Below are 20836 nucleotides of genomic sequence, written 5' to 3'. Positions count from 1 at the left end.
TTAAACTAAAATCGACAAAATATATTATAAAAAAAATTCCCGAATTTTCATCCGGGAATTTTAAAAATGTATGATTACAAAATGTTAAGCATCGGCTAACTCTTTGATTCTTTCTTTAATTTTTACTTCTAGTTCTTCAGCTAATTCTGGGTTATCTTTAATTAAAGATTTCACAGCATCGCGTCCTTGACCTAATTTTGTTTCACCGTAGCTAAACCAAGATCCCGCCTTTTTAACGATTTCAAACTCTACAGCAAGATCTAAAATCTCTCCAGTTTTTGAAACTCCTTCACCGTACATGATATCAAATTCAGCGATTTTAAATGGTGGCGCTACTTTGTTTTTAACAACCTTAACCTTAGTTCTATTTCCTATCACGTTGTCTCCATCTTTAATTTGAGTAGAACGACGAATATCTAAACGTACAGATGCGTAGAATTTCAAGGCGTTACCTCCAGTTGTAGTTTCTGGATTTCCAAACATTACACCAATTTTCTCCCTCAACTGGTTGATAAAGAAAACAGTACAGTTTGTTTTACTAATAGATCCTGTTAGTTTTCTTAACGCTTGTGACATTAATCTAGCGTGAAGTCCCATTTTAGAATCTCCCATTTCTCCTTCAATTTCACTTTTTGGAGTTAAGGCAGCCACCGAGTCAATTACAACAATATCAATTGCTCCTGAACGAATTAAGTTTTCAGCAATTTCAAGTGCTTGCTCTCCATTATCAGGTTGTGATATAATTAAATTTTCGATATCTACACCTAATTTTTCAGCGTAGCTTCTATCAAATGCGTGTTCAGCATCAATAAATGCAGCAATTCCACCTGCTTTTTGAGCCTCAGCGATTGCGTGCAAAGTTAAAGTCGTCTTTCCAGAAGATTCTGGTCCGTAAATTTCGATGATTCTACCTCTTGGATACCCGTTTACACCTAATGCTAAATCGATTCCTAAAGACCCTGATGAAATTGTCTCAACTTCAACAATGGCTTTGTCCCCCATTTTCATTACTGTTCCTTTTCCGTACGTTTTATCTAGTTTATCCAGTGTTAACTGTAAGGCTTTTAATTTGGCTTCTTTCTCTGTACTCATCTTCTCTTTTACCTTTTCTTTCATTTATGTTTTTTTGTTGCGATTTGAAATGTACAGTTCTATTTGAACTATAAATTTCATTTTTTATAGCATTATGCTCGTAAATTTACTTCTTTTTTTTAATTAAAATTTTTACTTTAAATAATAATTAAGATTTCAAAGTAACTGTTTACCTGATTTATATGAATAAAGCCTTTAATTCTGTGGCATCTCCTGGTTTCATCTTTCCTGCGATTACTAAGCTTAGCTGCTTGCGTCTCAATGCCGCTTCAAAACGTGCTATTTCGAGCGGTGTTTCTGGTATGATTTGAGGTACTTCTACCGGTCTTCCAGTGTCATCAACGGCTACAAAAGTATAAATAGCTTCGTTTGCCTTTGTTTTATTTCCTGACTCACGGTCCTCTACCCAGATGTCAATAAAAATCTCCATCGAACTCTTGAAAGAACGCGATACTTTGGCTTCGACCGTAACCACACTTCCTAGTGGAATGGCTCTATTAAAAGCTACATGATTCACAGAGGCTGTAACCACAATTCTTCTCGAATGTCTACGTGCCGCTATACTTGCTGCTCGATCCATACGAGCGAGTAACTCGCCACCAAAAAGATTGTTTAACGGATTTGTTTCACTTGGTAAAACTAAATCGGTTAAGATAGTTAGGGATTCTGAAGGGTGTTTTGGTGTCATATTTTTTTGAATGTAAATAATATTTTGTGGTTTAGTTTAACCAGTAAACCGCCATTACAGCTGGAATAAAGTAGATAACAATAGTTCTAGCACCATCATAATCCTTTGCTAAACGTTGTCCAAATAATAACATAATTAATGTGATACAAGAAAAAACTGCTCCGTAGTAACCAAATAATCTTCCGTTGTTTACCATCAATTCGATACAACCTACTATGCAAAGAATTCCCGAAATCATTTCTAAAACTAGCACGTTCATCAAGGCTAAGGGAACATGATTTTTTAATCTTGTATTAGCAAAATGACCTTTAAGCCAGTCTAAATTATCTTTCCAGTAAAAGATTTTATCATATCCCGATTGTAAAAACGAAATGGCTAAAAAAACCAAAATTAAAATGGAAGCGGCATTGTTCATATCTTTATTTTTTATGGATTAAACGAGTGAGTTTTATAGATAAATCAGTTAGTATAATTTTTGCATTTCCATTACGCTCAATATGATACATAGCATCTGAGAGTTCTTTGAAAATTTCTTGAATGTTGTTTCCATTTACAAAAGGAGCAAAATTTTCAAGCTTAAATTTATCTACTTTTGGTTCAAAATAGACCAAGCTTTTAGCTTCATAATTAATCAGTAAAGCTTGTCTAAACATTTCGATACAAAACTCCAAAAACTTTTTTTGCGTTTCTCTACCCAGTCCAGCAATCTTTTCACTCCACAAGATTAAATCTTGAATAGCTGCAGCATTTCCCTTAGCTTTAAACGCGGCTCTCACCCAAGTTACAAACCATTGTTCAAAGGGTTGGTCCTCACTGTCATCATGTAACAAGTGCAAAGCTACATTGTAATTTCCTTGTGCTTGATGTGCAATTTTAGCAGCTACTTTGGGATCAGCATTTTCCTTATTTATAAGTGCTTCAGCAATAATAGGCTCTGTTAAACCATTAAAATGTAAAATTTGGCAACGCGATCGTATAGTTTGAATAATATCTTCTTCATTTTCAGATATCAATATAAAAATAGTTTTCTCAGGTGGTTCTTCTAATAATTTCAAAAGCTTGTTTGAAGCAGCAATATTCAACTTATCGGCCATCCAAACTAGCATGAATTTATATCCACCTTCATACGCTTTAAGCGAAAGCGATTTTAGGATTTCCTGAGCATCGTCAACTCTAATTTCACCTTGTTTATTTTGAACTCCTAAAATGGCGTACCAATCAAACAAACCTCCGTAAGGATTTTTAGTAATAAATTGCCTCCAGTCAGTAATGAAATCAATACTTTTTGGACTCCTTTTTACAGTATCAGTAGTTACTGTTGGGTACGCAAAATGTAAATCAGGGTGCGATATTTTTTGGAATTTAATATTGCAAGATTCATTAGCGCCATTGTTCTCACCATTTTGATTGTTACATAAAATGTACTGTGCATAAGCAATCGCCATAGCTAATGTGCCACTTCCTTCTGGACCTACAAATAGTTGTGCATGCGGGATTCGACCGGAATCAGCACTTTTAGTCAGATGGTTTTTTATATGTTCTTGCCCTAAAATTTCAGAAAATTGCATGGAACAAAGATAGTAGAAAATGATTGCCACTAAAATTTTACTGAGGAAAGTTTGTATTAAGAAAAGCACTTAAAATTAAGCTGCAATCAGGGGAGTTTTTATTTTCAAATGTAGCAACAACTGAAATATATCATTTATAATTTTCGCTACAGCGAAAGCAAATTTTCTCTCCTATTTATAAGTTGATGCCTTCGAGTAACCAGAATTGAAGCTAATTTATAAGAACAGTTATAATGTGCTAAAGTGCTGTTTTCTATTTGAATATAAAATTGCAAAAAAAGCTCCTATATGATTTAATATATAGTTATTGAGACATTTATCTATTAATCAATAGCTTTTAAATCAATGGCAACTAAGTTTTATTAAATTATAACGTTTTCGTAAATTAAAGGCATTGTTTTTTAAATAATTCGAATTTATAACTACTTCAAAAGTTCTATATTTGTTGCTATTACAATAAAAACTATAAAACTATAATAAGATGAAAACGTTAAACGATTTTAATTTTAAAGATAAAAAAGCAATCATTCGTGTTGATTTCAATGTGCCATTAGACGAGAATTTTAAAGTGACAGATGCGACACGTATCGAAGCTGCAAAACCTACCATTGATGCTATTTTAGCACAAGGCGGAAGTGTGATTTTAATGTCTCACTTAGGTCGACCTAAAGGTGTTGAAGAAAAATATTCATTGAAACATATCGTTGATGAAGCTTCAAGAATTTTAGGAGTAGATGTACAATTTGTTGCTGAGTCTATTGGTGATGTTGCAAAAAATGCTGCTGCAAATTTAAAGCCAGGCGGAGTTATCTTACTTGAAAATTTACGTTTTCACCCTGAAGAAGAAGCTGGTGATGTTGCTTTTGCAAAAGAGTTAGCTTCATTAGGAGATATTTATGTGAACGACGCTTTTGGAACTGCACATAGAGCACATGCTTCAACTACAATTATTGCTCAGTTTTTCCCAACAGAGAAGTGCTTTGGAAAATTATTGGCTAAAGAAATTGAAAGCCTAAATAAAGTATTAAAAAACAGTGAAAAACCTGTTACTGCAGTTTTAGGAGGTTCAAAAGTTTCTTCTAAAATTACTGTAATCGAAAATATTCTTGATAAAGTTGACCACATGATTATAGGTGGTGGTATGACTTTTACTTTTGTGAAAGCATTAGGAGGAAAAATTGGTGATTCTATTTGTGAAGATGACAAAATGGAATTAGCTCTCGAAATTTTAAAATTAGCTAAAGAAAAAGGGGTTCAAATTCATATTCCAGTTGATGTTGTTGCTGCAGATGATTTCTCTAATACAGCCAACACTAAGATTGTTGATGTAAAAGAAATTCCTGATGGGTGGCAAGGTCTTGATGCAGGTCCAAAATCATTAGAAATTTTTGAAAAAGTAATCATGGAGTCTAAAACTATCTTGTGGAACGGACCATTAGGTGTTTTTGAAATGGAAAGTTTTGCTAATGGAACAATCGCACTAGGAAACTTCATCGCGGCTGCTACAGAAAAAGGTGCGTTTTCACTTGTTGGAGGAGGAGACTCTGTTGCTGCAGTAAAACAATTTGGTCTTGAAGATAAAGTAAGTTATGTATCTACTGGAGGTGGTGCTATGCTAGAAATGTTAGAAGGAAAAGTGCTTCCTGGAATTGCTGCAATTTTAGATTAAGTAGTTCATCTATAACACATTTTGAATATTTTTTTGATTTCAACAGTCGGTTTTTATAAAAAAAATGGTATAATTGCCCATTATAAGCCTTCTGTTGAAATTAAAATCATATTTTTTTGAAAAATGCCAAGTTTGCCCTTTTGTTCTTTGTTTCTATGCCCTTATTTTCACAACAACTTGATGTTGATGAGGCAATTACTACTCCTGAAACGAACATTTCCTATCTAGATTCTATAAAAAATACCTTTGTAAAAGACAACATGGCACGCTGCGTGGATAGCTTGTGGCTGAATGAGTTAGCCAACTTAGATTTGTTCAGCGAACTCTCCGTTGATATGGCTGATGTTGACATGGATGTGAAAGTAGAATACGATTTATTGCCTACAAGTTTGTTAAAAGAACGGTTGAAGGAAATGAATGCCAAATCTCCTTTTAGAATCGAATACAACGAATCTTTAGAAAATGTTATCAAATCCTATTTAAAATATCGCAAAGGTTCTTTTGGTAAAATAATGGCCCTTTCGCAGTATTACTTTCCTATGTTTGAAGAGGCTTTCGCCAAAGAAAACGTTCCCTTAGAAATTAAATTTTTAGCAGTGGTTGAGTCGACTCTAAATCCCAAAGCAGTGTCAAGAATGGGAGCCACAGGATTGTGGCAATTTATGTATCAAACTGGTAAACAATATGATCTTAAAATAGATTCTTATGTTGATGAACGCAGCGATCCGTTAAAAGCTACTGCTGCTGCTGCAAAATACATGTCTAATATGTATGCTATTTTTGGAGATTGGGAACTAGTTTTGGCTTCTTACAACTCAGGACCTGGAAACGTTTCAAAAGCCATTAGAAGATCTGGTGGAAAACAAAATTATTGGAACATTCGAAAAAAATTGCCCAAGGAAACTCAAGGATATGTTCCTGCTTTTTTAGCCACAATGTACTTATACGAATATCATAAAGAACACGGCATTATTCCTGAGAAAGCTATTGCTCAACATTTTGCCACAGATACTGTTATGGTTAAAAAGCAATTGTCTTTTAACCAAATATCTGAATTACTAGATGTTCCCGTAGCACAATTACAAACATTAAATCCATCATATAAATTAGATGTGATTCCGCATTATACTGATGAAAATCATTACTTAAGATTACCTACAAGCAAAATTGCTGTTTTTGCTTCAAACGAAGATAAAATTTATGCCTATGCTGACCACCAAGAAAATTTAAAAGAACGTCCTTTTACAAATTCACGTTTAGCAAGCAGTAATTCAACTAAAGAATCGACAAGTACTGTTCTTAAAAAAAGTAACACGTATTACAAAGTGAGACGTGGGGATAACTTAGGTGCAATAGCTAAAAAATACCGTGTAAGTGTAAAGCAAATTAAAAGTTGGAACCGATTGAGAAGTAATACAATTGCTTCTGGAAAAAGATTGAAAATAGTTAAAACAACCCGTGTTGCCGTAGCTAGTAAAAAGCCTGCTAAGCCAAAGGCTGTTGTTGTTAAAGAACAGGATGAAGCTGTAGTTGCAACTGATGAAAAAACTAACTTTTACACCGTAAAAAAAGGAGATAATATAAGCACTATTGCAGAGAAACATGAAGTAACGGTTGCTGATATTCAAAAGTGGAATGGGATTACAACTAAGGTTGTAAAAGTAGGTGAGACTTTGCAAATTGCTAGTGTAGCCAATAAAAATAAAAATGACATTGTAAGCGTCGTTGAGGTGGTTGCTATAAAATATACTGTTTTAAAAGGAGATGTACTTGGTGCGATTTCGAAAAAATTTGGAACCTCAGTCGATGATCTTAAAAAATGGAATAACTTAAATAGCAATACAATTGCTGTTGGTAGTCGTTTAATTGTTGCAAAAGGAGAAACTTCAATTAAGACCAATAATGCAGCTGTGTCTACGTTTACCAAAGATAAAAATAGTAAACAACATAATTATTACGTGAAACGAGGAGACTCACTTTACAGTATCGCTAAGAAATATCCAGGCGTTTCTATAGCCGATTTGAAAAAGTGGAACGATATTCGCGGTGAAGCTATTAAACCTGGAATGAAGTTAAAAATTAATGGTTAATATAAACCATTTTCGTTATGAGGTTTTTGTTATAATATAAAGCATCATGTGTAAAAAGGTAATCCTTCTATTTTTATCAAGTTTATTTCTTTTTTCTTGTCAAAAGGAAGAAAGTATAGCGCTTAAAAATACTTCTAGTAAGCTCAATACGGTCTCTGTGATTATTGATGACCAAATGTGGAATGGAGAAATAGGGGATAGTGTGCGCAATAAATTTGCGTCGCCAGTAATTGGTTTGCCTCAAGAAGAACCGTTATTTACGATCAATCAATATCCTGTTAAATTGATGGAAGGCTTCATGACAGATAGCCGTAATATTATATTGATTAAAAAAGCAGATGAAAATCATTTCCAAATCAAGAAAGATATTTTTGCAAAACCTCAAAATGTATTTTGCATTTCAGGGAAAAGTACCAAAGATATTCTTGATTTAATTCAGGGCAAATCGCCAGAGATTATCCAAACTATAAAAGCTGCAGAAATCAAGGAAAGCCAGACTTTAAACGGTCCGTCGTTGCTAAATACTAAGAAGTTGAAAGATAGATTCCAAATTGATATGGACGTCCCGTCAACCTACAGCTATGTATTGCAAGATGCTAACTTTTTATGGTTAAAAAAGGAAATTGTTAGTGGTAACACAAGTTTACTTATTTATCAAGTTCCTTTAAATTCGATAGAGAAAAGCGACAACCTCGTTGCTACTATTATTAAAAAGCGGGATTCAATTGGTAAACTTTACATTCATGGAAAGGAACCAAATACAGATATGATAACAGAGGAGGCTTATGCTCCTTACTTTTTTAAAGTTAATATTGATGGTAAAGTAGCCTATGAAATGAAAGGCACCTGGGTTTTAAAAAATGATTTCATGTCAGGACCATTTATAAACTACACAATCATTGATAAAGAGAATAATAGAGCTTTAGTCTTAGAAGGTTTTTGTTACTCACCATCAAAAGAAAAGAGGGATCTCATGCATGAGTTAGAAGCAATCATAAAATCTGTTGACTTTCTTAAAAGATAATTGCTAAATTTGGCGCTAATAGCATCAATTTTAAAATTTCCTACTCATGTCATTACAATGGAAAATCAAGCCCTTTGACGGCTTATCAGTAAATGAATTATACGATTTACTACAATTGCGTAGTAAAATTTTTGTGGTCGAACAAAATTGCGTTTATCTAGACCTCGATGGTAAAGATAAAGTGGCATTGCACTTATTTGCTGAGTTTGAAGGTAAAATAGTTGCGCACGCACGATTGTTTAAAGCCGGAATTAGTTTTGATAATGCCTCAATAGGTAGAGTAGTTGTAGATGCTGATTATCGCGATAGAAAATGGGGACACGACTTAATGCGTGAGGCGATTGCGGGCATAGCAAGTAAATTTAATGAAACAAAAATCACTATAGGCGCGCAATTATACCTCAAGAAATTTTACGAGAGCCACGGCTTTATTCAAAGCAGCGAAATGTATCTTGAAGATGATATTCCGCATATAGAAATGATACGCGAATAGTATTGATCGAATGATTTTAAAAAAAAATAGGTTCGAAAAGCCATAATAAAAAAAGACACCAACTGATACGTTCGATTGGTGTCTTCTTATTATAGCTTTATAATTTTATTGTAAGCGGTGCGATCATTTAATATAGCAACTCCTTTTTTAATAACTGAATTATTTTGAATGGCATATTGATAATATCCTTCTTGATATTGGTACCTTTTTATAAGTTCAGTGACTAATAAGTTCTTGATTTGTTCTTGATTTTTATCTAACAATTCTTGTTGGCTTTTTTGAATAGCATTCAGTAGTTGGTTGTATTCTGCTTGTATGGCAGCATCAATTTTTTCTTCTTTGGCTACGGCCAAAGTGTTTTTTAAAGCAGCTGTAGTTTCAGTATCAAAGGCATATTTATCAGACTTTAAAAATTGTTTGAAATCTTGATAATCACTATCTGTGATGGCCGGAGTTGTACTGCCTAAATTAGGGTTTTTGTAATACCATTTTGTTACATAATTAAAAATGGCATCATTCTTTAACAATTGCTCAATTGCTATGTTTTCCTGCGCTTCCGCTAAAACTACGTCGGGTAAAATCCCGCCTCCATCATATACGAGACGACCTTTGCGCGTTTTAAAAGCGTTATAATTTTTCTCTGCTGTTCTTATTGCCAGACCGTTTTTATCCTTATGCGCATAATCCAGTGCTTGAATACACCTTCCAGAAGGGGTGTAATACTTAGAAATAGTAACTTTTAACTGCGTGTCATAAGTCAATGGAATCTGTTTTTGAACCAATCCTTTACCATAACTACGACTACCAATAATCACGGCGCGATCTAAATCTTGCAAAGCTCCAGAAACAATTTCGGAGGCAGATGCACTTCTTCCATTAACAATAATCACTAGTGGAATTTCTGTGTCCACGGGTTCGTTAGTTGTTTTGTAAACGGCATTATGCTTTTCTATTTTAGATTTTGTAGTTACGATGATTTCGTTTTTTGGAACAAAGAGATTGCATATATCAATAGCCTCATTCAAAAGACCTCCAGGATTTGAACGCAAGTCAAGCACAATTTGGGTAGCGCCTTGTTTTTTTAAGTTCTCTAGGGCGGTTTTAGTTTCTTGGGCTGCTTTTTGACTAAAATGTTCAATTACTATGTAGCCTGTTTTACTATCAATCATGCTGTAAAAAGGCACCGATTTAATGATCACTTCGTCTAAAACAATCTCAGAGCTAAGTGTTTTTCCTTGTCGATTAAACTGAATTGGAATTCTAGTATTCTTTGAACCTTTAAGCAGTTCAGAGGAATCCCCTTTTAAAGTTGCTAATGTAATACCAGAAACGACCGTAATTTTATCGCCAGGTTTTAAACCTGCTTTATCTGCAGGGAAGTCTTTGTAAACTTCTCGTACAACTAATAGATTATCCTCTTGAGCAATCATGGCACCTACTCCTGTATATTCTCCAGTACTATTTATCTTGAATTGAAGAACATCTTGCTCATTAAAATAAACCGTATAAGGGTCTAGATTAACAAGCATACTTTTTATTCCCTTTTCCATTAAGTCACCAGGATTGATTTCATCAACATAATTGGTGTTCAATTCCTTGAATAAGGTTGTGAAAATTTCTATTTGTTTGGCAATTTCAAAAAAATCATTTTTGAAACTAGCGCCTACAAATAAAAATGCCGAAGCAAGTACAGGGATAACGTATTTTTTTTTAAAATAAGAATGCATTGATTATATATTTTTTGACTTGATTTTTTTTCGAATAAAATAGAGCACTACAAGTAGAATTAAAATAAATGGCCATATAGACAGTAACCAAATAAAGAAACCAGATAGCGAATTAAATCCAGAACTCAGTGCTGTAGTAATTTGTGATCCGTATGATACGGTTGCACCATCTTCAAAAGGTTCTTTTTTATAAAAATCTATGGTAACGGTACTATTTGTAACTTGATTTTGTAAATAGTTAAGTTCGCCTTGTTTGGCTTCAATCTCTTCTCTAATAGCTGAAAGTTGTTTTTCAATTTCGAGCATTTCGGTTACCTTATTTGCTTTTTTTAATAATTCGAGGTACCGATTTTCAAGGGTTTTCTTAGCTTTTAATCGTGCATCGATGTCAACAAACTGGGCAGTTACATCTTCGGCTGTGATCTCTTTCCTTTCGAAATAGCTAACTCCCTTAGAGATATTTTTTATAAAAACATCAAAGTTATGACTAGGAACGCGTATAACAAGATGGCGGTAGCTGTTTCCATAATCTTTGCCTTGCGTATCTTCTTGTATTGTGCCACCATTTAAGGTAGCGTTTTTTAAGATTTGATCGTAAGTAGCAGTGAGGTCTGTAGTTTCAAAACGGAGGTTTCCCTCTTTAATTATTTTAGGAGTTGTAATTGTGGTAACCTCTTGTGCATTTGCAATAACTGGTTTGACAAATTTTACTTGGTCTGCTTTTTGAGGCAAGGCAACCGCTAAAACTTCAGAATCAAGTTCTGCTTCAGTTTTGTTGCAGCTAGAAAGGCTGATAAGTAATGCAGAAAAGAGTATAGCTAACCTCATAGAGAATGGATTGATAAGCTAAAGTACAAAAAAACAATTCGCTAGACCTCTTTTTTCACTTGCGCTAAAAATTTTTCAAACAACTGAATCGTCTTAATATTGATTTCTTCATAAGTGAGTCTGTCCTTTGTTTGATAAAATAACATAAAAGCATAAGGTTGCTTTAGATTATCATGAAGCAGGTGTTTGTTTAAACGGTATGTTTCTCTAAGAATGCGTTTGAATCGATTTCTATCTACAGCTTTTTTAAAATGCTTCTTAGAAACGGATACACCCATTTTTATTTTTTGATCTTCAGCTAGTGCTCCCGTATAATAAACCAATCGCAAAGGATATTTCGATACTGATTTACCTTCCGAAAAAAGTAAGCCAATGGTGATTTTACTTTTTAATTTTTCTTCTTTAGGATAGCTATAGTTCATTTTAATGGTAAAAGGGCAATTATTTATAGGTGACAAAGGTACAATTAAACGGTAAACCCCATTATTGTTTGGGAATTAAATAGCACTAAAAAAATATTTATTACTTTTACGGTTAATTTTTTAAGCATGGAAAAACTGGTTTCGTACCCTATATCTGTAATTTATTATCTTCTTTTCGGACTTACATTAGTGATATTTCATCCCATTCAGTGGGTATGTTTCAATGTATTTGGTTACCAAGCTCATAAGAAGAGTGTCGATTACCTGAATTTATTCTTAGTAGGCTGTACTAATTTTGTTGGAACCACATATAAGTTTAGAGGCGTTAAAGGCATTCCTACAAATGTTCCTTTGATATTTGTTTGTAACCATCAAAGTATGTACGATATTATTGCTATGATTTGGTTTCTACGTCGCTTTCATGTAAAGTTTGTAAGTAAGAAAGAATTGGGGTCAGGAATTCCTAGTGTGTCGTATAACTTGACTCATGGAGGGTCAGTTTTGATCGATAGAAAAGAGCCTAAGCAAGCGATACCAGCCATAAAAGGCTTGTCAGAATACATTCAAAAGTATAATCGTTCAGCAGTAATTTTTCCTGAAGGAACCCGCAGTAAAACGGGACATCCTAAGCCATTTGCTCAAAGCGGTTTAAAAATATTATGCAAGTATGCACCTGATGCTTATGTGGTTCCGGTGAGCATAAACAATTCTTGGAAAATGGTTAAATTTGGTTTTTTTCCCGTTGGTTTAGGAAATCGTCTTACCTTTGCAATACATGAGCCTCTAAAGGTGAGTGATTATAGCTTTGAAGAGATAAGTGAAAAGGCAGAAAGTGCTGTAGTAAAAGGAATAAAAATTTAAAAATACATAAAATGTCTATAAAAAATATTCGATTAGAAGTAATGCAGTTTTTGGAGAAAAACGTAGACAGCTTTGTTGATCAATACCTAATACCTGTTGAGAAAATCTGGCAGCCATCAGATTTTTTACCTAATTCAGAGGGAGATAATTTCTTTGAAGAGGTTAGAGAATTACGTGAAATTGCTAAGGAATTACCATATGATTTTTGGGTTACTCTTGTAGGTGATACCATCACCGAAGAAGCTTTACCTACTTATGAGTCTTGGTTGATGGATGTAGAAGGTATCGATAATGTAGAAAGAAACGGTTGGTCTAAGTGGATCAGACAATGGACTGGAGAAGAAAACCGCCATGGTGATATGTTAAATAAATATTTGTATTTGTCTGGTCGTGTAAACATGCGCGAAATTGAGATGACAACACAGCATTTAATTAATGATGGTTTTGACATTGGAACTGGTACAGATCCTTATAAAAACTTTGTTTATACTAGTTTTCAAGAGTTAGCTACCTATGTTTCTCATAATAGAGTGGCACAAATGGCTAAGAAATATGGTGATAACAAATTGTCAAAAATGTGTAAGATGATTGCAGGTGATGAAATGCGTCATCACCATGCTTATAGTGAGTTTGTAACTAGAATTTTTCAAGTGGACCCTAGCGAAATGATGCTTGCTTTTCAATATATGATGAAGCAAAAAATTGTTATGCCTGCGCACTTCTTGAGAGAATCAGGTCAAAAAATAAGTACGGCTTTTGAGCAATTTTCAGATTCAGCACAACGTATTGGTGTCTACACAGCTCACGATTATGTTGAAATCATGCAAAAGCTTATCGACAAATGGGAAATTGATAAAATGACTGGTTTGACTGATGAGGCTGAAAAAGCACGTGATTACTTGATGAAATTACCTGGTAGAATGACAAGAATTTCAGATAGAATCGTGATTCCGCAAGAGTCACATATCTTTAAATGGGTAGAGCCTGCAAAACTATAATTTGAAGATTTTTAGAATTTTCGAAAATTAAAATATAACAAAACCAAAATGTTGATTTTAAAGGTGTAAATCTTTTTAAATCAACATTTTTTTTAATTCAAAAAACCAATGGATAACAACGATATTATTGATAAGACCATACAATTTGTTAAAAATAAATTAGAAGGTGCAGAGGGAGGACACGACTGGTTTCATATTGAAAGAGTGTATAAAAACAGTTTATTGATTGCTCAGGATGAAGTTTGCGACCTCTTGGTTGTTAAGCTTGGCGCCTTGCTACATGATATTGCCGACAGTAAATTTCATGGAGGTGATGAAACCGTAGGACCTGCAGTAGCTACAGCATTTTTAGAACAAGAAAAGCTACCTGAAGAAACTATCAATCATGTGATTAAAATTATCGAAAACATCTCTTTTAAAGGAGGGAAGGTAAAACAAGAGTTTACTTCTATTGAATTAAATATAGTTCAAGATGCAGATCGTTTAGATGCGATAGGTGCTATTGGAATTGCTAGAGCATTCAATTATGGTGGTTTTAAAAATAGAGGATTGTATGACCCTAATTTGGCTCCAAATTTAAACATGACTAAAGAAGAGTATAAAAATAGTAACGCGCCCACCATAAATCATTTCTATGAAAAGCTTTTATTATTAAAAGATAAGATGAATACGACTTCGGGAAAGTCAATAGCAGCAGAGAGGCACCGTTATATGGAAAATTTTCTGTCGCAATTTTATGCCGAATGGGATGGTGAGAAATAATTAAACAGTACGTAAAGAGCCTAATAATCAAAAGTTAATAGGCTTTTTTCATTTAAGTAAATTCGCGAACTGTTATAAATACTACATTTTAAGAATTTTTTAGCAATTTTATAACGTGAAATTATTCCCCATTTTAAACTCAAATAGTTTAATTTTGCATTTCGAATGAAAAGCACAATAAAAAATATTATTCCTTTTTGCATGATACTGCTTTATAGTTGTGGTCATATGTATGCCAGAACTTTTGTTGCAGCATCACACCCAACTGTTGCTTCTAATTCAGAGTTAGTATTGTCAGCTAATAATTTGTCTCTTAGTTTACATTTGCTTTCTTCTGCTCCGGTTAAAGATATTTTTAAAAGAGCCATTGTTATTGATGCCGAAGAAGAAATAAACGAACATGCTGTAGATAAAAAAGCTACAGACAAAATAAGTTGTTTTGCCTCTTTTACACAAAACAAGAATACTATTTTTTCTTCAGATTCTTTTAAAGATACTATAGCTACAAATAAAGTATTCTCACCATTATCATTGTACAATGCTCCATTGTACGTACTATTCGAAGTTTACCGTATCTGATTCCCTTCTTTCTAGCACATTTTTATGCTATCTAACTGCTATTTTTTTGTCGAAATCTGACATTAAAGTACGCATTGGTATGTTAGTTTTTTTTCTAAGCTACAAGCCAAATCCCATTACACTTTATCGTAAAATTTAAACACTATCATGAATAAAAATGCAATTTTCATTGGTCTTATGGCCGCGCTATGCACTATTGGCTGTAACTCTCACAAGGAAGAAAAGAAGGAAGAACGCACATTTGAAGCGACTCAACCTGTGGTCATGGATACCACAATTGTTAAAGAATACGTATGTCAAATCCACTCCATTCGTCATATCGAATTGAGAGCTATGGAGAAAGGATATCTTAAAACTATTAGTATTGATGAAGGACAAAATGTACGTAAGGGACAGAGCATGTTTGCCATTATGCCCAATATTTATCAAGCTGAATTACAACGTGCAAATGCAGAAGGAAATGCTGCGGAGATAGAGTACAAAAACACCAAACTTTTATCAGATGGGAAAGTGGTATCTACAAACGAACTAGCACTTTCTAAAGCAAAATTTGATAAAGCTAAAGCTGAGATTAACTTGGCTGCTACACATCTAGGATTTACTAATATTAAAGCTCCGTTTAATGGAGTGATTGACCACTTTCACGTAAGAGAAGGGAGTATGCTTGAAGAGGGCGAGTTATTAACAACGCTTTCTGATAATAGCAAAATGTGGGTTTATTTCAATGTTCCTGAAGCAGAGTACTTGAATTTTATTATGAGTGCTGATAAAGACAAAAAGCAAAAAGTGAACTTATTAATGGCTAATAATCAACAATTTAATTTGCCAGGAATAGTAGAAACTATTGAAGGTGAATTTAATAATGAAACCGGAAATATTGCCTTTAGAGCCGCTTTCGATAATCCAAAAGGAATTTTAAGACATGGAGAAACAGGCACAATCTTAATGCCAATCCCACTTACAAACGCAATGCTTATTCCACAAAAAACAACATTTGAAGTACTAAATAAAAAGTACGTTTTTGTAATCGACAAGAATAGTAAGATCGAACAAAGAGAAGTTGTGGTAGGTCAAGCTTTAGAAAACTTATTTGTGGTAACCAAAGGTTTAAAAGTAGGGGACAAAATACTTTTAGATGGATTGCGATTGGTAAAAGTAAATGAGAAAATTAAATACAATTTAAAAGATTCTAAAAAAGTCTTGACTAGCCTAGATGTTTACGCTGAGTAAGAATCCCAAAAAATAATAAAATGTTTAAAAAATTTATACAAAGACCGGTACTAGCTATCGTTATATCGGTCATTATTGTATTTACAGGCTTACTTGCAATCAAGCAATTGCCAATATCTCAATTTCCAGAGATTGCGCCAACTACTGTAAATATTTTCATCGCTTACCCAGGATCTAGTTCAGATGTATTGGTTAAATCCACTTTAATTCCGCTAGAGACTGCCATAAACGGTGTTCCAGGAATGCGATACATTGCTTCAGATGCTACAAGTGCAGGTGAAGGAACAATTCGTGTGATTTTCGAACCAGGAACAGATCCTAACGTTGCTGTAATTAGAGTAAAAACAAGAGTAGATCAAGTAATGCCTTTGCTTCCTGACTTAGTGCAGCGTGAAGGGGTTATCATTACTCCGGTACAACCTAGTATGTTAATGTACGTCGACTTGTACAGTAAGAACGGACATCAAATGGATGAGAAATTCTTGTACAACTACGCATATACTAAAATGATTCCTGAGATTCAGCGTATCAATGGTATTGCAAGTGCTCAAATTTTAGGGAGCCGTAAATATGCTATGCGTATCTGGTTAAAGCCGGATAGAATGCGCGCCTACAATATCTCTGCAGAGGAGGTTATGAAAGCCATGGAAGAGCAAAGTATTTTAGCGCGCCCTGGTCGTTTAGGGCAAAGTTCGGGTATTAAGTCACAGTCACTTGAATATGTACTGACCTATCGTGACCGTTTTAGCGAACCTGAAGAATATAGAGATGTAATTATTCGCGCTAATGCGAATGGTGAAATGATCAAATTAGGCGACATTGCTAATGTAGAATTAGGTAGTGAATTCTATGATATCTACGACAATCTAGATGGAAAACCATCTGCTTCTATGGTTTTAAAACAAACCTTAGGGACAAATGGTAGTGACGTAATTAAAGACGTTAAATTAAAATTGAAGGAGTTAGAAAGGGATTTGCCTCCAGGCGTAGGTTATAAAATTAGTTATGACGTATCTAATTTCTTAAATGCTTCTATTGATCAAGTAATTGATACCTTGAGAGATGCTTTTGTTCTGGTAGCGATTGTGGTATTCTTATTCTTGGGAGATTGGCGTTCGACCCTTATTCCTGTTATTGCGGTACCAGTATCACTTATTGGAGCCTTCTTTATTATGCAAATGTTTGGCTTGTCCATCAATATGATTACGCTGTTTGCTTTAGTATTAGCTATTGGTATTGTTGTCGATGATGCGATTGTCGTCGTCGAGGCCGTCCATGTCAAGATGGAAGAGGAACATCTTAGTCCGTATGCAGCTTCAAAAGCAGTTTTAGGCGAAATTGGAGGAGCGATTATCGCTATTACCTTGGTAATGGTTTCCGTGTTTATTCCTATTTCGTTTATGTCTGGTCCTGTTGGGGTTTTCTACAGACAGTTTTCGATTACAATGGCTGGTTCAATTATCATTTCAGCAGTGGTAGCCTTGACACTTACACCAGTATTGTGTGCGATGTTATTGAAAAATAATCACGGAAAAGAAAGAAAAAAATCACCTATTGACCGTTTTATTGCATGGTTTAATGGTGGGTTCGAAAAGTTAACTGGACATTACGTTGGCATCTTAAAGTACATTGTAAACCGCAGAGTTATCACTTTTGGAATCCTAATTGCATTTTGCTTTGCAACATATTATACAAATCAAATTTTGCCTGCAGGATTTATTCCTAGTGAGGATCAAGGGATGATTTATGCCATCATTCAAACACCTCCAGGAACAACATTAGAACGTACAAATGATGTTGCTAAAAAGTTACAAGCAATTTGTGAAGATGTAGAAGGTGTTGCCTCGGTATCATCATTAGCAGGTTACGAAATTATGACTGAAGGACGTGGGTCTAATGCAGGTACTTGTTTGATCAACCTGAAAGCATGGGATGAAAGGGAGCACAACGTTACTGAAATTATGGAAGAGTTAGAGGAGAAATCTAAAAACTTAGGAGCAGTAATTGAATACTTTGAACCACCAGCAGTTCCTGGATTTGGGTCTTCAGGTGGTTTCTCACTACGTCTTCTAGATAAAACTAACGGAACAGATTACCAAGAATTTCAACGCGTTAACAATGACTTCCTTGCTGAGCTTGAAAAACGCCCAGAATTAACTGGAGTGTTTACCTTTTACTCTGCTAATTATCCTCAATTAAAATTAAATATTGACAACAAAGCCGCGATGCAAAAAGGTGTTTCTATTGGTAAAGCCATGGAAAACTTGAACATTATGGTTGGTAGTACATACGAACAAGGATTTATTAAATATGGTCGATTCTTTAAAGTGTATACACAAGCAGCTCCTGAATATAGAAAACTACCATCTGATTTAGAGAAGCTATTTGTTAAAAATGAGTCGGGCGAAATGGTGCCTTATTCAGCGTTCATGAAGGTCGAAAAGTCATTAGGTCCTAACGAGATTACGCGTTATAATTTATATAATTCGGCTGCGATTCGTGGATTGCCTGCTAAAGGATATACCAGTGCTGATGCCATCAATGCGATAAAAGAAGTAGCTGAGGTAAAATTACCAAGTGGATATGACATTGCCTGGGAAGGTTTATCTTATGATGAAGCAAATCGAGGAAATGATTCCCTTTATGTATTTGGTATCGTATTAATATTCGTATACCTAGTGCTAGCTGCTCAGTACGAGAGTTTCTTCTTGCCGTTTGCAGTATTATTATCATTGCCTATTGGTTTCTTTGGATCATTTGCGCTATTGCAAATAATGGGATTGTCTAATGACGTTTACGCACAAATTGGGGTCATCATGCTTATTGGACTGCTCGGTAAAAATGCCGTGTTGATTGTAGAAGTCGCCGTCCAGAAGCGAGCCCAAGGATATACTATTTATGATGCCGCTATGGAAGGAGCTAAGTTGCGTTTTAGACCGATTTTAATGACTTCGTTTGCGTTTATTGCGGGATTGATTCCGTTAGTATTAGCGTCAGGAGCAGGAGCAATTGGGAATAGAACTATTGGTAGCTCAGCGATGGGAGGTATGATTGTAGGTACCATGTTTGGAGTATTTGTTATTCCTGGATTGTACTACACATTTGCCAAGATGTCTGATGGTCGTGGTCTAATTAAAGATGAAAATTTCCAACCAATATCTGAAGAATTGATGCACAGCTCAGAAGATGAAAGTAGACTTAGTTTAAAACTAAAAGCGCTGAATAAGAAAATTAAAAAATTAATGAAAAGTGAAGATAATGAATAAGTTAATTTTCAAGAATGTAAAAATGAGGTCGGCTTTGCTGCTGACCTTATCTTTAGCGATGTTACAAAGTTGTGTTCCAAAGAGAGATATTCGAACAGAGAAAACGTCTTTACCAGAAAGTTTTGACTCTATCAGTGGACGTGATACGATTAATTCAGCTAACATGCAGTGGAAAGAGTTTTTCAATGATGCTGATTTGAGTGCCTTGATAGATACAGCATTGGTAAACAACCAAGAGTTAAATATCATGTTGCAACAAGTAGATATCGCTAAGAACGAAATCCAATCTAGGAAGGGAGAATACCTACCTTCTGTGGGTATTGCTGCCGCTGCTGAGGTTGAAAAAGTAGGTCGCTACACGAGCCAAGGTGCTAATGATGCAAATACCCACGTAAAAGGAGATCAAGAATTTCCAGAAGCATTGCCCAATTATAGCATTGGCGCATTTGCAACTTGGGAAGTCGATGTTTGGAAAAAGCTGCGAAATGCAAAAAAAGCTGCGGTTATGGAATACCTGTCTTCGATAGAAGGGAAGAATTTTATGATGACCCATTTAATTGCTGAAATCGCTGATTCCTATTATGAAATGCAAGCTCTAGATAATAAGCTGTTGATTATAAAACAAAATTTAGAATTGCAAAATGATGGTTTGCGAACAGTTAGATTACAAAAATTAGCTGCAAAAGCTACAGAGCTTGGAGTACAACGTTTAGAAGCTGAGGTGTTTAAAAACACTAGCGAACTATATACCGTTAAACAAGAATTAGTAGAGGTGGAAAATAAATTAAATTTCTTAATAGGTCGATCTCCACAGCATATCAAACGTGCCTCTGAAAAGTTTATCGAAAAGCAAATAGACACAATGTATGTGGGTGTGCCATCACAATTATTAGTCAATCGTCCTGATATTAGAAAAGCAGAATACGAGTTAAGCGCGGCTAAATTAGATACAAAAGTAGCCAAGGCAAACTTTTATCCGTCTTTGACATTGCGTGCTGGAGTAGGTGTAGAGTCATTTAATTTAAAATACATCACTACAACTCCAGAATCTGTTTTGTATCGCTTAGCGGGTGATGTTGTTGCTCCCATTATTAATCGAAATGCTATAAAAGCAGCTTATTATAATGCAAATGACCGTCAGTTACAAGCAATTTTTGATTATGAAAAAACAGTGTTAAATGCACATGTTGAGGTTTTAAACGGAATGTCTAAAATCGAAAATTTAAAGCAAATTTATGGTCAAAAGGAAAAGCAAGTTAATGCATTGAATAATGCCATTACAATCACAAATACATTATTTAGAGCAGCGAGAGCTGACTACATGGAAGTGCTGTTGACTCAAAGGGATGCGCTAGAAGCTAAGCTAGACTTGGTTTCAGCAAAAAAAGAGCAGTTAACGGCAAGAGTTAATATGTATAAATCTTTAGGAGGAGGTTGGAATTAGTAGTTGTCATATAAAGTTTAATAGTCTTTATAAACCCTCTTAAATGAGCAAAGCCACTCGAGTTGAGTGGCTTTGTTTTTTATAATAGTATCGAT

Annotated in this window: 18 protein-coding genes; 11 read left to right on the top strand and 7 right to left on the bottom strand. The window is 34.6% G+C overall.

Annotated elements, in window-relative coordinates:
* Nucleotides 1-84: 84 nt before the first annotated feature.
* From recA to H603_RS0107125, 4 genes are all read right to left on the bottom strand, one after another.
* The gene (gene recA / locus H603_RS0107140) at nucleotides 85-1092 is read right to left on the bottom strand and encodes a recombinase RecA (RefSeq protein ID WP_026707936.1); all 1008 of its coding nucleotides are present in this window, start codon (nucleotides 1090-1092) and stop codon (nucleotides 85-87) included.
* A gap of 178 nt (nucleotides 1093-1270) precedes the next feature.
* Nucleotides 1271-1780, bottom strand: a complete 510-nt coding sequence (locus H603_RS0107135; protein ID WP_026707935.1) for an acyl-CoA thioesterase — start codon at nucleotides 1778-1780, stop codon at nucleotides 1271-1273.
* A 31-nt stretch (nucleotides 1781-1811) separates the two neighbouring features.
* The gene (locus H603_RS0107130) at nucleotides 1812-2195 is read right to left on the bottom strand and encodes a hypothetical protein (protein WP_026707934.1); all 384 of its coding nucleotides are present in this window, start codon (nucleotides 2193-2195) and stop codon (nucleotides 1812-1814) included.
* A 4-nt stretch (nucleotides 2196-2199) separates the two neighbouring features.
* Nucleotides 2200-3348 carry a DNA polymerase III subunit gene (locus H603_RS0107125; RefSeq protein ID WP_026707933.1) on the bottom strand — a complete coding sequence of 383 codons (1149 nt, stop codon included), beginning with the start codon at nucleotides 3346-3348 and terminating at the stop codon, nucleotides 2200-2202.
* 481 nt (nucleotides 3349-3829) lie between these two features.
* On the opposite strand from H603_RS0107125, the gene H603_RS0107120 reads away from it, so the two are divergent.
* The 4 genes from H603_RS0107120 (at nucleotide 3830) to H603_RS0107105 (ending at nucleotide 8624) form a co-directional block, all read left to right on the top strand.
* Nucleotides 3830-5017 carry a phosphoglycerate kinase gene (locus H603_RS0107120; protein WP_026707932.1) on the top strand — a complete coding sequence of 396 codons (1188 nt, stop codon included), beginning with the start codon at nucleotides 3830-3832 and terminating at the stop codon, nucleotides 5015-5017.
* Between the two features lie 116 nt (nucleotides 5018-5133).
* On the top strand, nucleotides 5134-7107 hold the full coding sequence (locus tag H603_RS0107115) for a LysM peptidoglycan-binding domain-containing protein (RefSeq protein WP_245576098.1): 1974 nt from the start codon (nucleotides 5134-5136) through the stop codon (nucleotides 7105-7107).
* 46 nt (nucleotides 7108-7153) lie between these two features.
* A complete protein-coding gene (locus H603_RS0107110; RefSeq protein WP_026707930.1) occupies nucleotides 7154-8131 on the top strand; it encodes a DUF4837 family protein in 978 nt (325 codons plus the stop codon).
* Between the two features lie 46 nt (nucleotides 8132-8177).
* Nucleotides 8178-8624 (top strand): GNAT family N-acetyltransferase, encoded by a 447-nt coding sequence (locus H603_RS0107105; RefSeq protein ID WP_026707929.1) that lies wholly within the window; start codon nucleotides 8178-8180, stop codon nucleotides 8622-8624.
* 89 nt (nucleotides 8625-8713) lie between these two features.
* Here the strand turns inward: H603_RS0107105 and H603_RS0107100 are convergent, their stop codons facing one another.
* Genes H603_RS0107100 through rnpA form a run of 3 tightly spaced genes read right to left on the bottom strand, consistent with a single transcriptional unit; the run spans nucleotide 8714 to nucleotide 11601 of the window.
* Nucleotides 8714-10351 carry a S41 family peptidase gene (locus H603_RS0107100; protein ID WP_026707928.1) on the bottom strand — a complete coding sequence of 546 codons (1638 nt, stop codon included), beginning with the start codon at nucleotides 10349-10351 and terminating at the stop codon, nucleotides 8714-8716.
* Between the two features lie 3 nt (nucleotides 10352-10354).
* The gene (locus H603_RS0107095; protein ID WP_026707927.1) at nucleotides 10355-11179 is read right to left on the bottom strand and encodes a DUF4349 domain-containing protein; all 825 of its coding nucleotides are present in this window, start codon (nucleotides 11177-11179) and stop codon (nucleotides 10355-10357) included.
* Nucleotides 11180-11220: 41 nt separating this feature from the next.
* Nucleotides 11221-11601, bottom strand: a complete 381-nt coding sequence (rnpA, locus tag H603_RS0107090; RefSeq protein WP_026707926.1) for a ribonuclease P protein component — start codon at nucleotides 11599-11601, stop codon at nucleotides 11221-11223.
* 126 nt (nucleotides 11602-11727) lie between these two features.
* Between rnpA and H603_RS0107085 the strand changes: the two genes are divergently transcribed.
* The 7 genes from H603_RS0107085 to H603_RS0107055 all read left to right on the top strand — a co-directional run bounded on the left by H603_RS0107085 (nucleotide 11728) and on the right by H603_RS0107055 (nucleotide 20741).
* Nucleotides 11728-12462: a lysophospholipid acyltransferase family protein gene (locus H603_RS0107085; RefSeq protein WP_026707925.1), complete on the top strand. Its 735-nt coding sequence runs from the start codon at nucleotides 11728-11730 to the stop codon at nucleotides 12460-12462.
* Nucleotides 12463-12473: 11 nt separating this feature from the next.
* A complete protein-coding gene (locus tag H603_RS0107080) occupies nucleotides 12474-13460 on the top strand; it encodes an acyl-ACP desaturase (RefSeq protein WP_026707924.1) in 987 nt (328 codons plus the stop codon).
* 108 nt (nucleotides 13461-13568) lie between these two features.
* Entirely contained in the window at nucleotides 13569-14222 is a 654-nt protein-coding gene (locus H603_RS0107075) for an HD domain-containing protein (protein WP_026707923.1), read from the top strand.
* 165 nt (nucleotides 14223-14387) lie between these two features.
* Entirely contained in the window at nucleotides 14388-14801 is a 414-nt protein-coding gene (locus tag H603_RS0107070; protein WP_157510412.1) for a hypothetical protein, read from the top strand.
* Nucleotides 14802-14948: 147 nt separating this feature from the next.
* Complete coding sequence (locus H603_RS0107065; RefSeq protein ID WP_026707921.1) at nucleotides 14949-16031, top strand: efflux RND transporter periplasmic adaptor subunit; 1083 nt, start codon at nucleotides 14949-14951, stop codon at nucleotides 16029-16031.
* 20 nt (nucleotides 16032-16051) lie between these two features.
* A complete protein-coding gene (locus H603_RS0107060; RefSeq protein WP_026707920.1) occupies nucleotides 16052-19297 on the top strand; it encodes an efflux RND transporter permease subunit in 3246 nt (1081 codons plus the stop codon).
* Nucleotides 19290-20741: a TolC family protein gene (locus tag H603_RS0107055; RefSeq protein WP_035675604.1), complete on the top strand. Its 1452-nt coding sequence runs from the start codon at nucleotides 19290-19292 to the stop codon at nucleotides 20739-20741. The genes H603_RS0107060 and H603_RS0107055 overlap by 8 nt, the downstream gene beginning before the upstream one ends.
* Nucleotides 20742-20836: the final 95 nt, after the last annotated feature.

The sequence above is a fragment of the Flavobacterium frigidarium DSM 17623 genome (assembly GCF_000425505.1).
Taxonomy (GTDB): Bacteria; Bacteroidota; Bacteroidia; order Flavobacteriales; family Flavobacteriaceae; genus Flavobacterium; species Flavobacterium frigidarium.
This window is presented reverse-complemented; position numbering and strand designations above follow the sequence as displayed.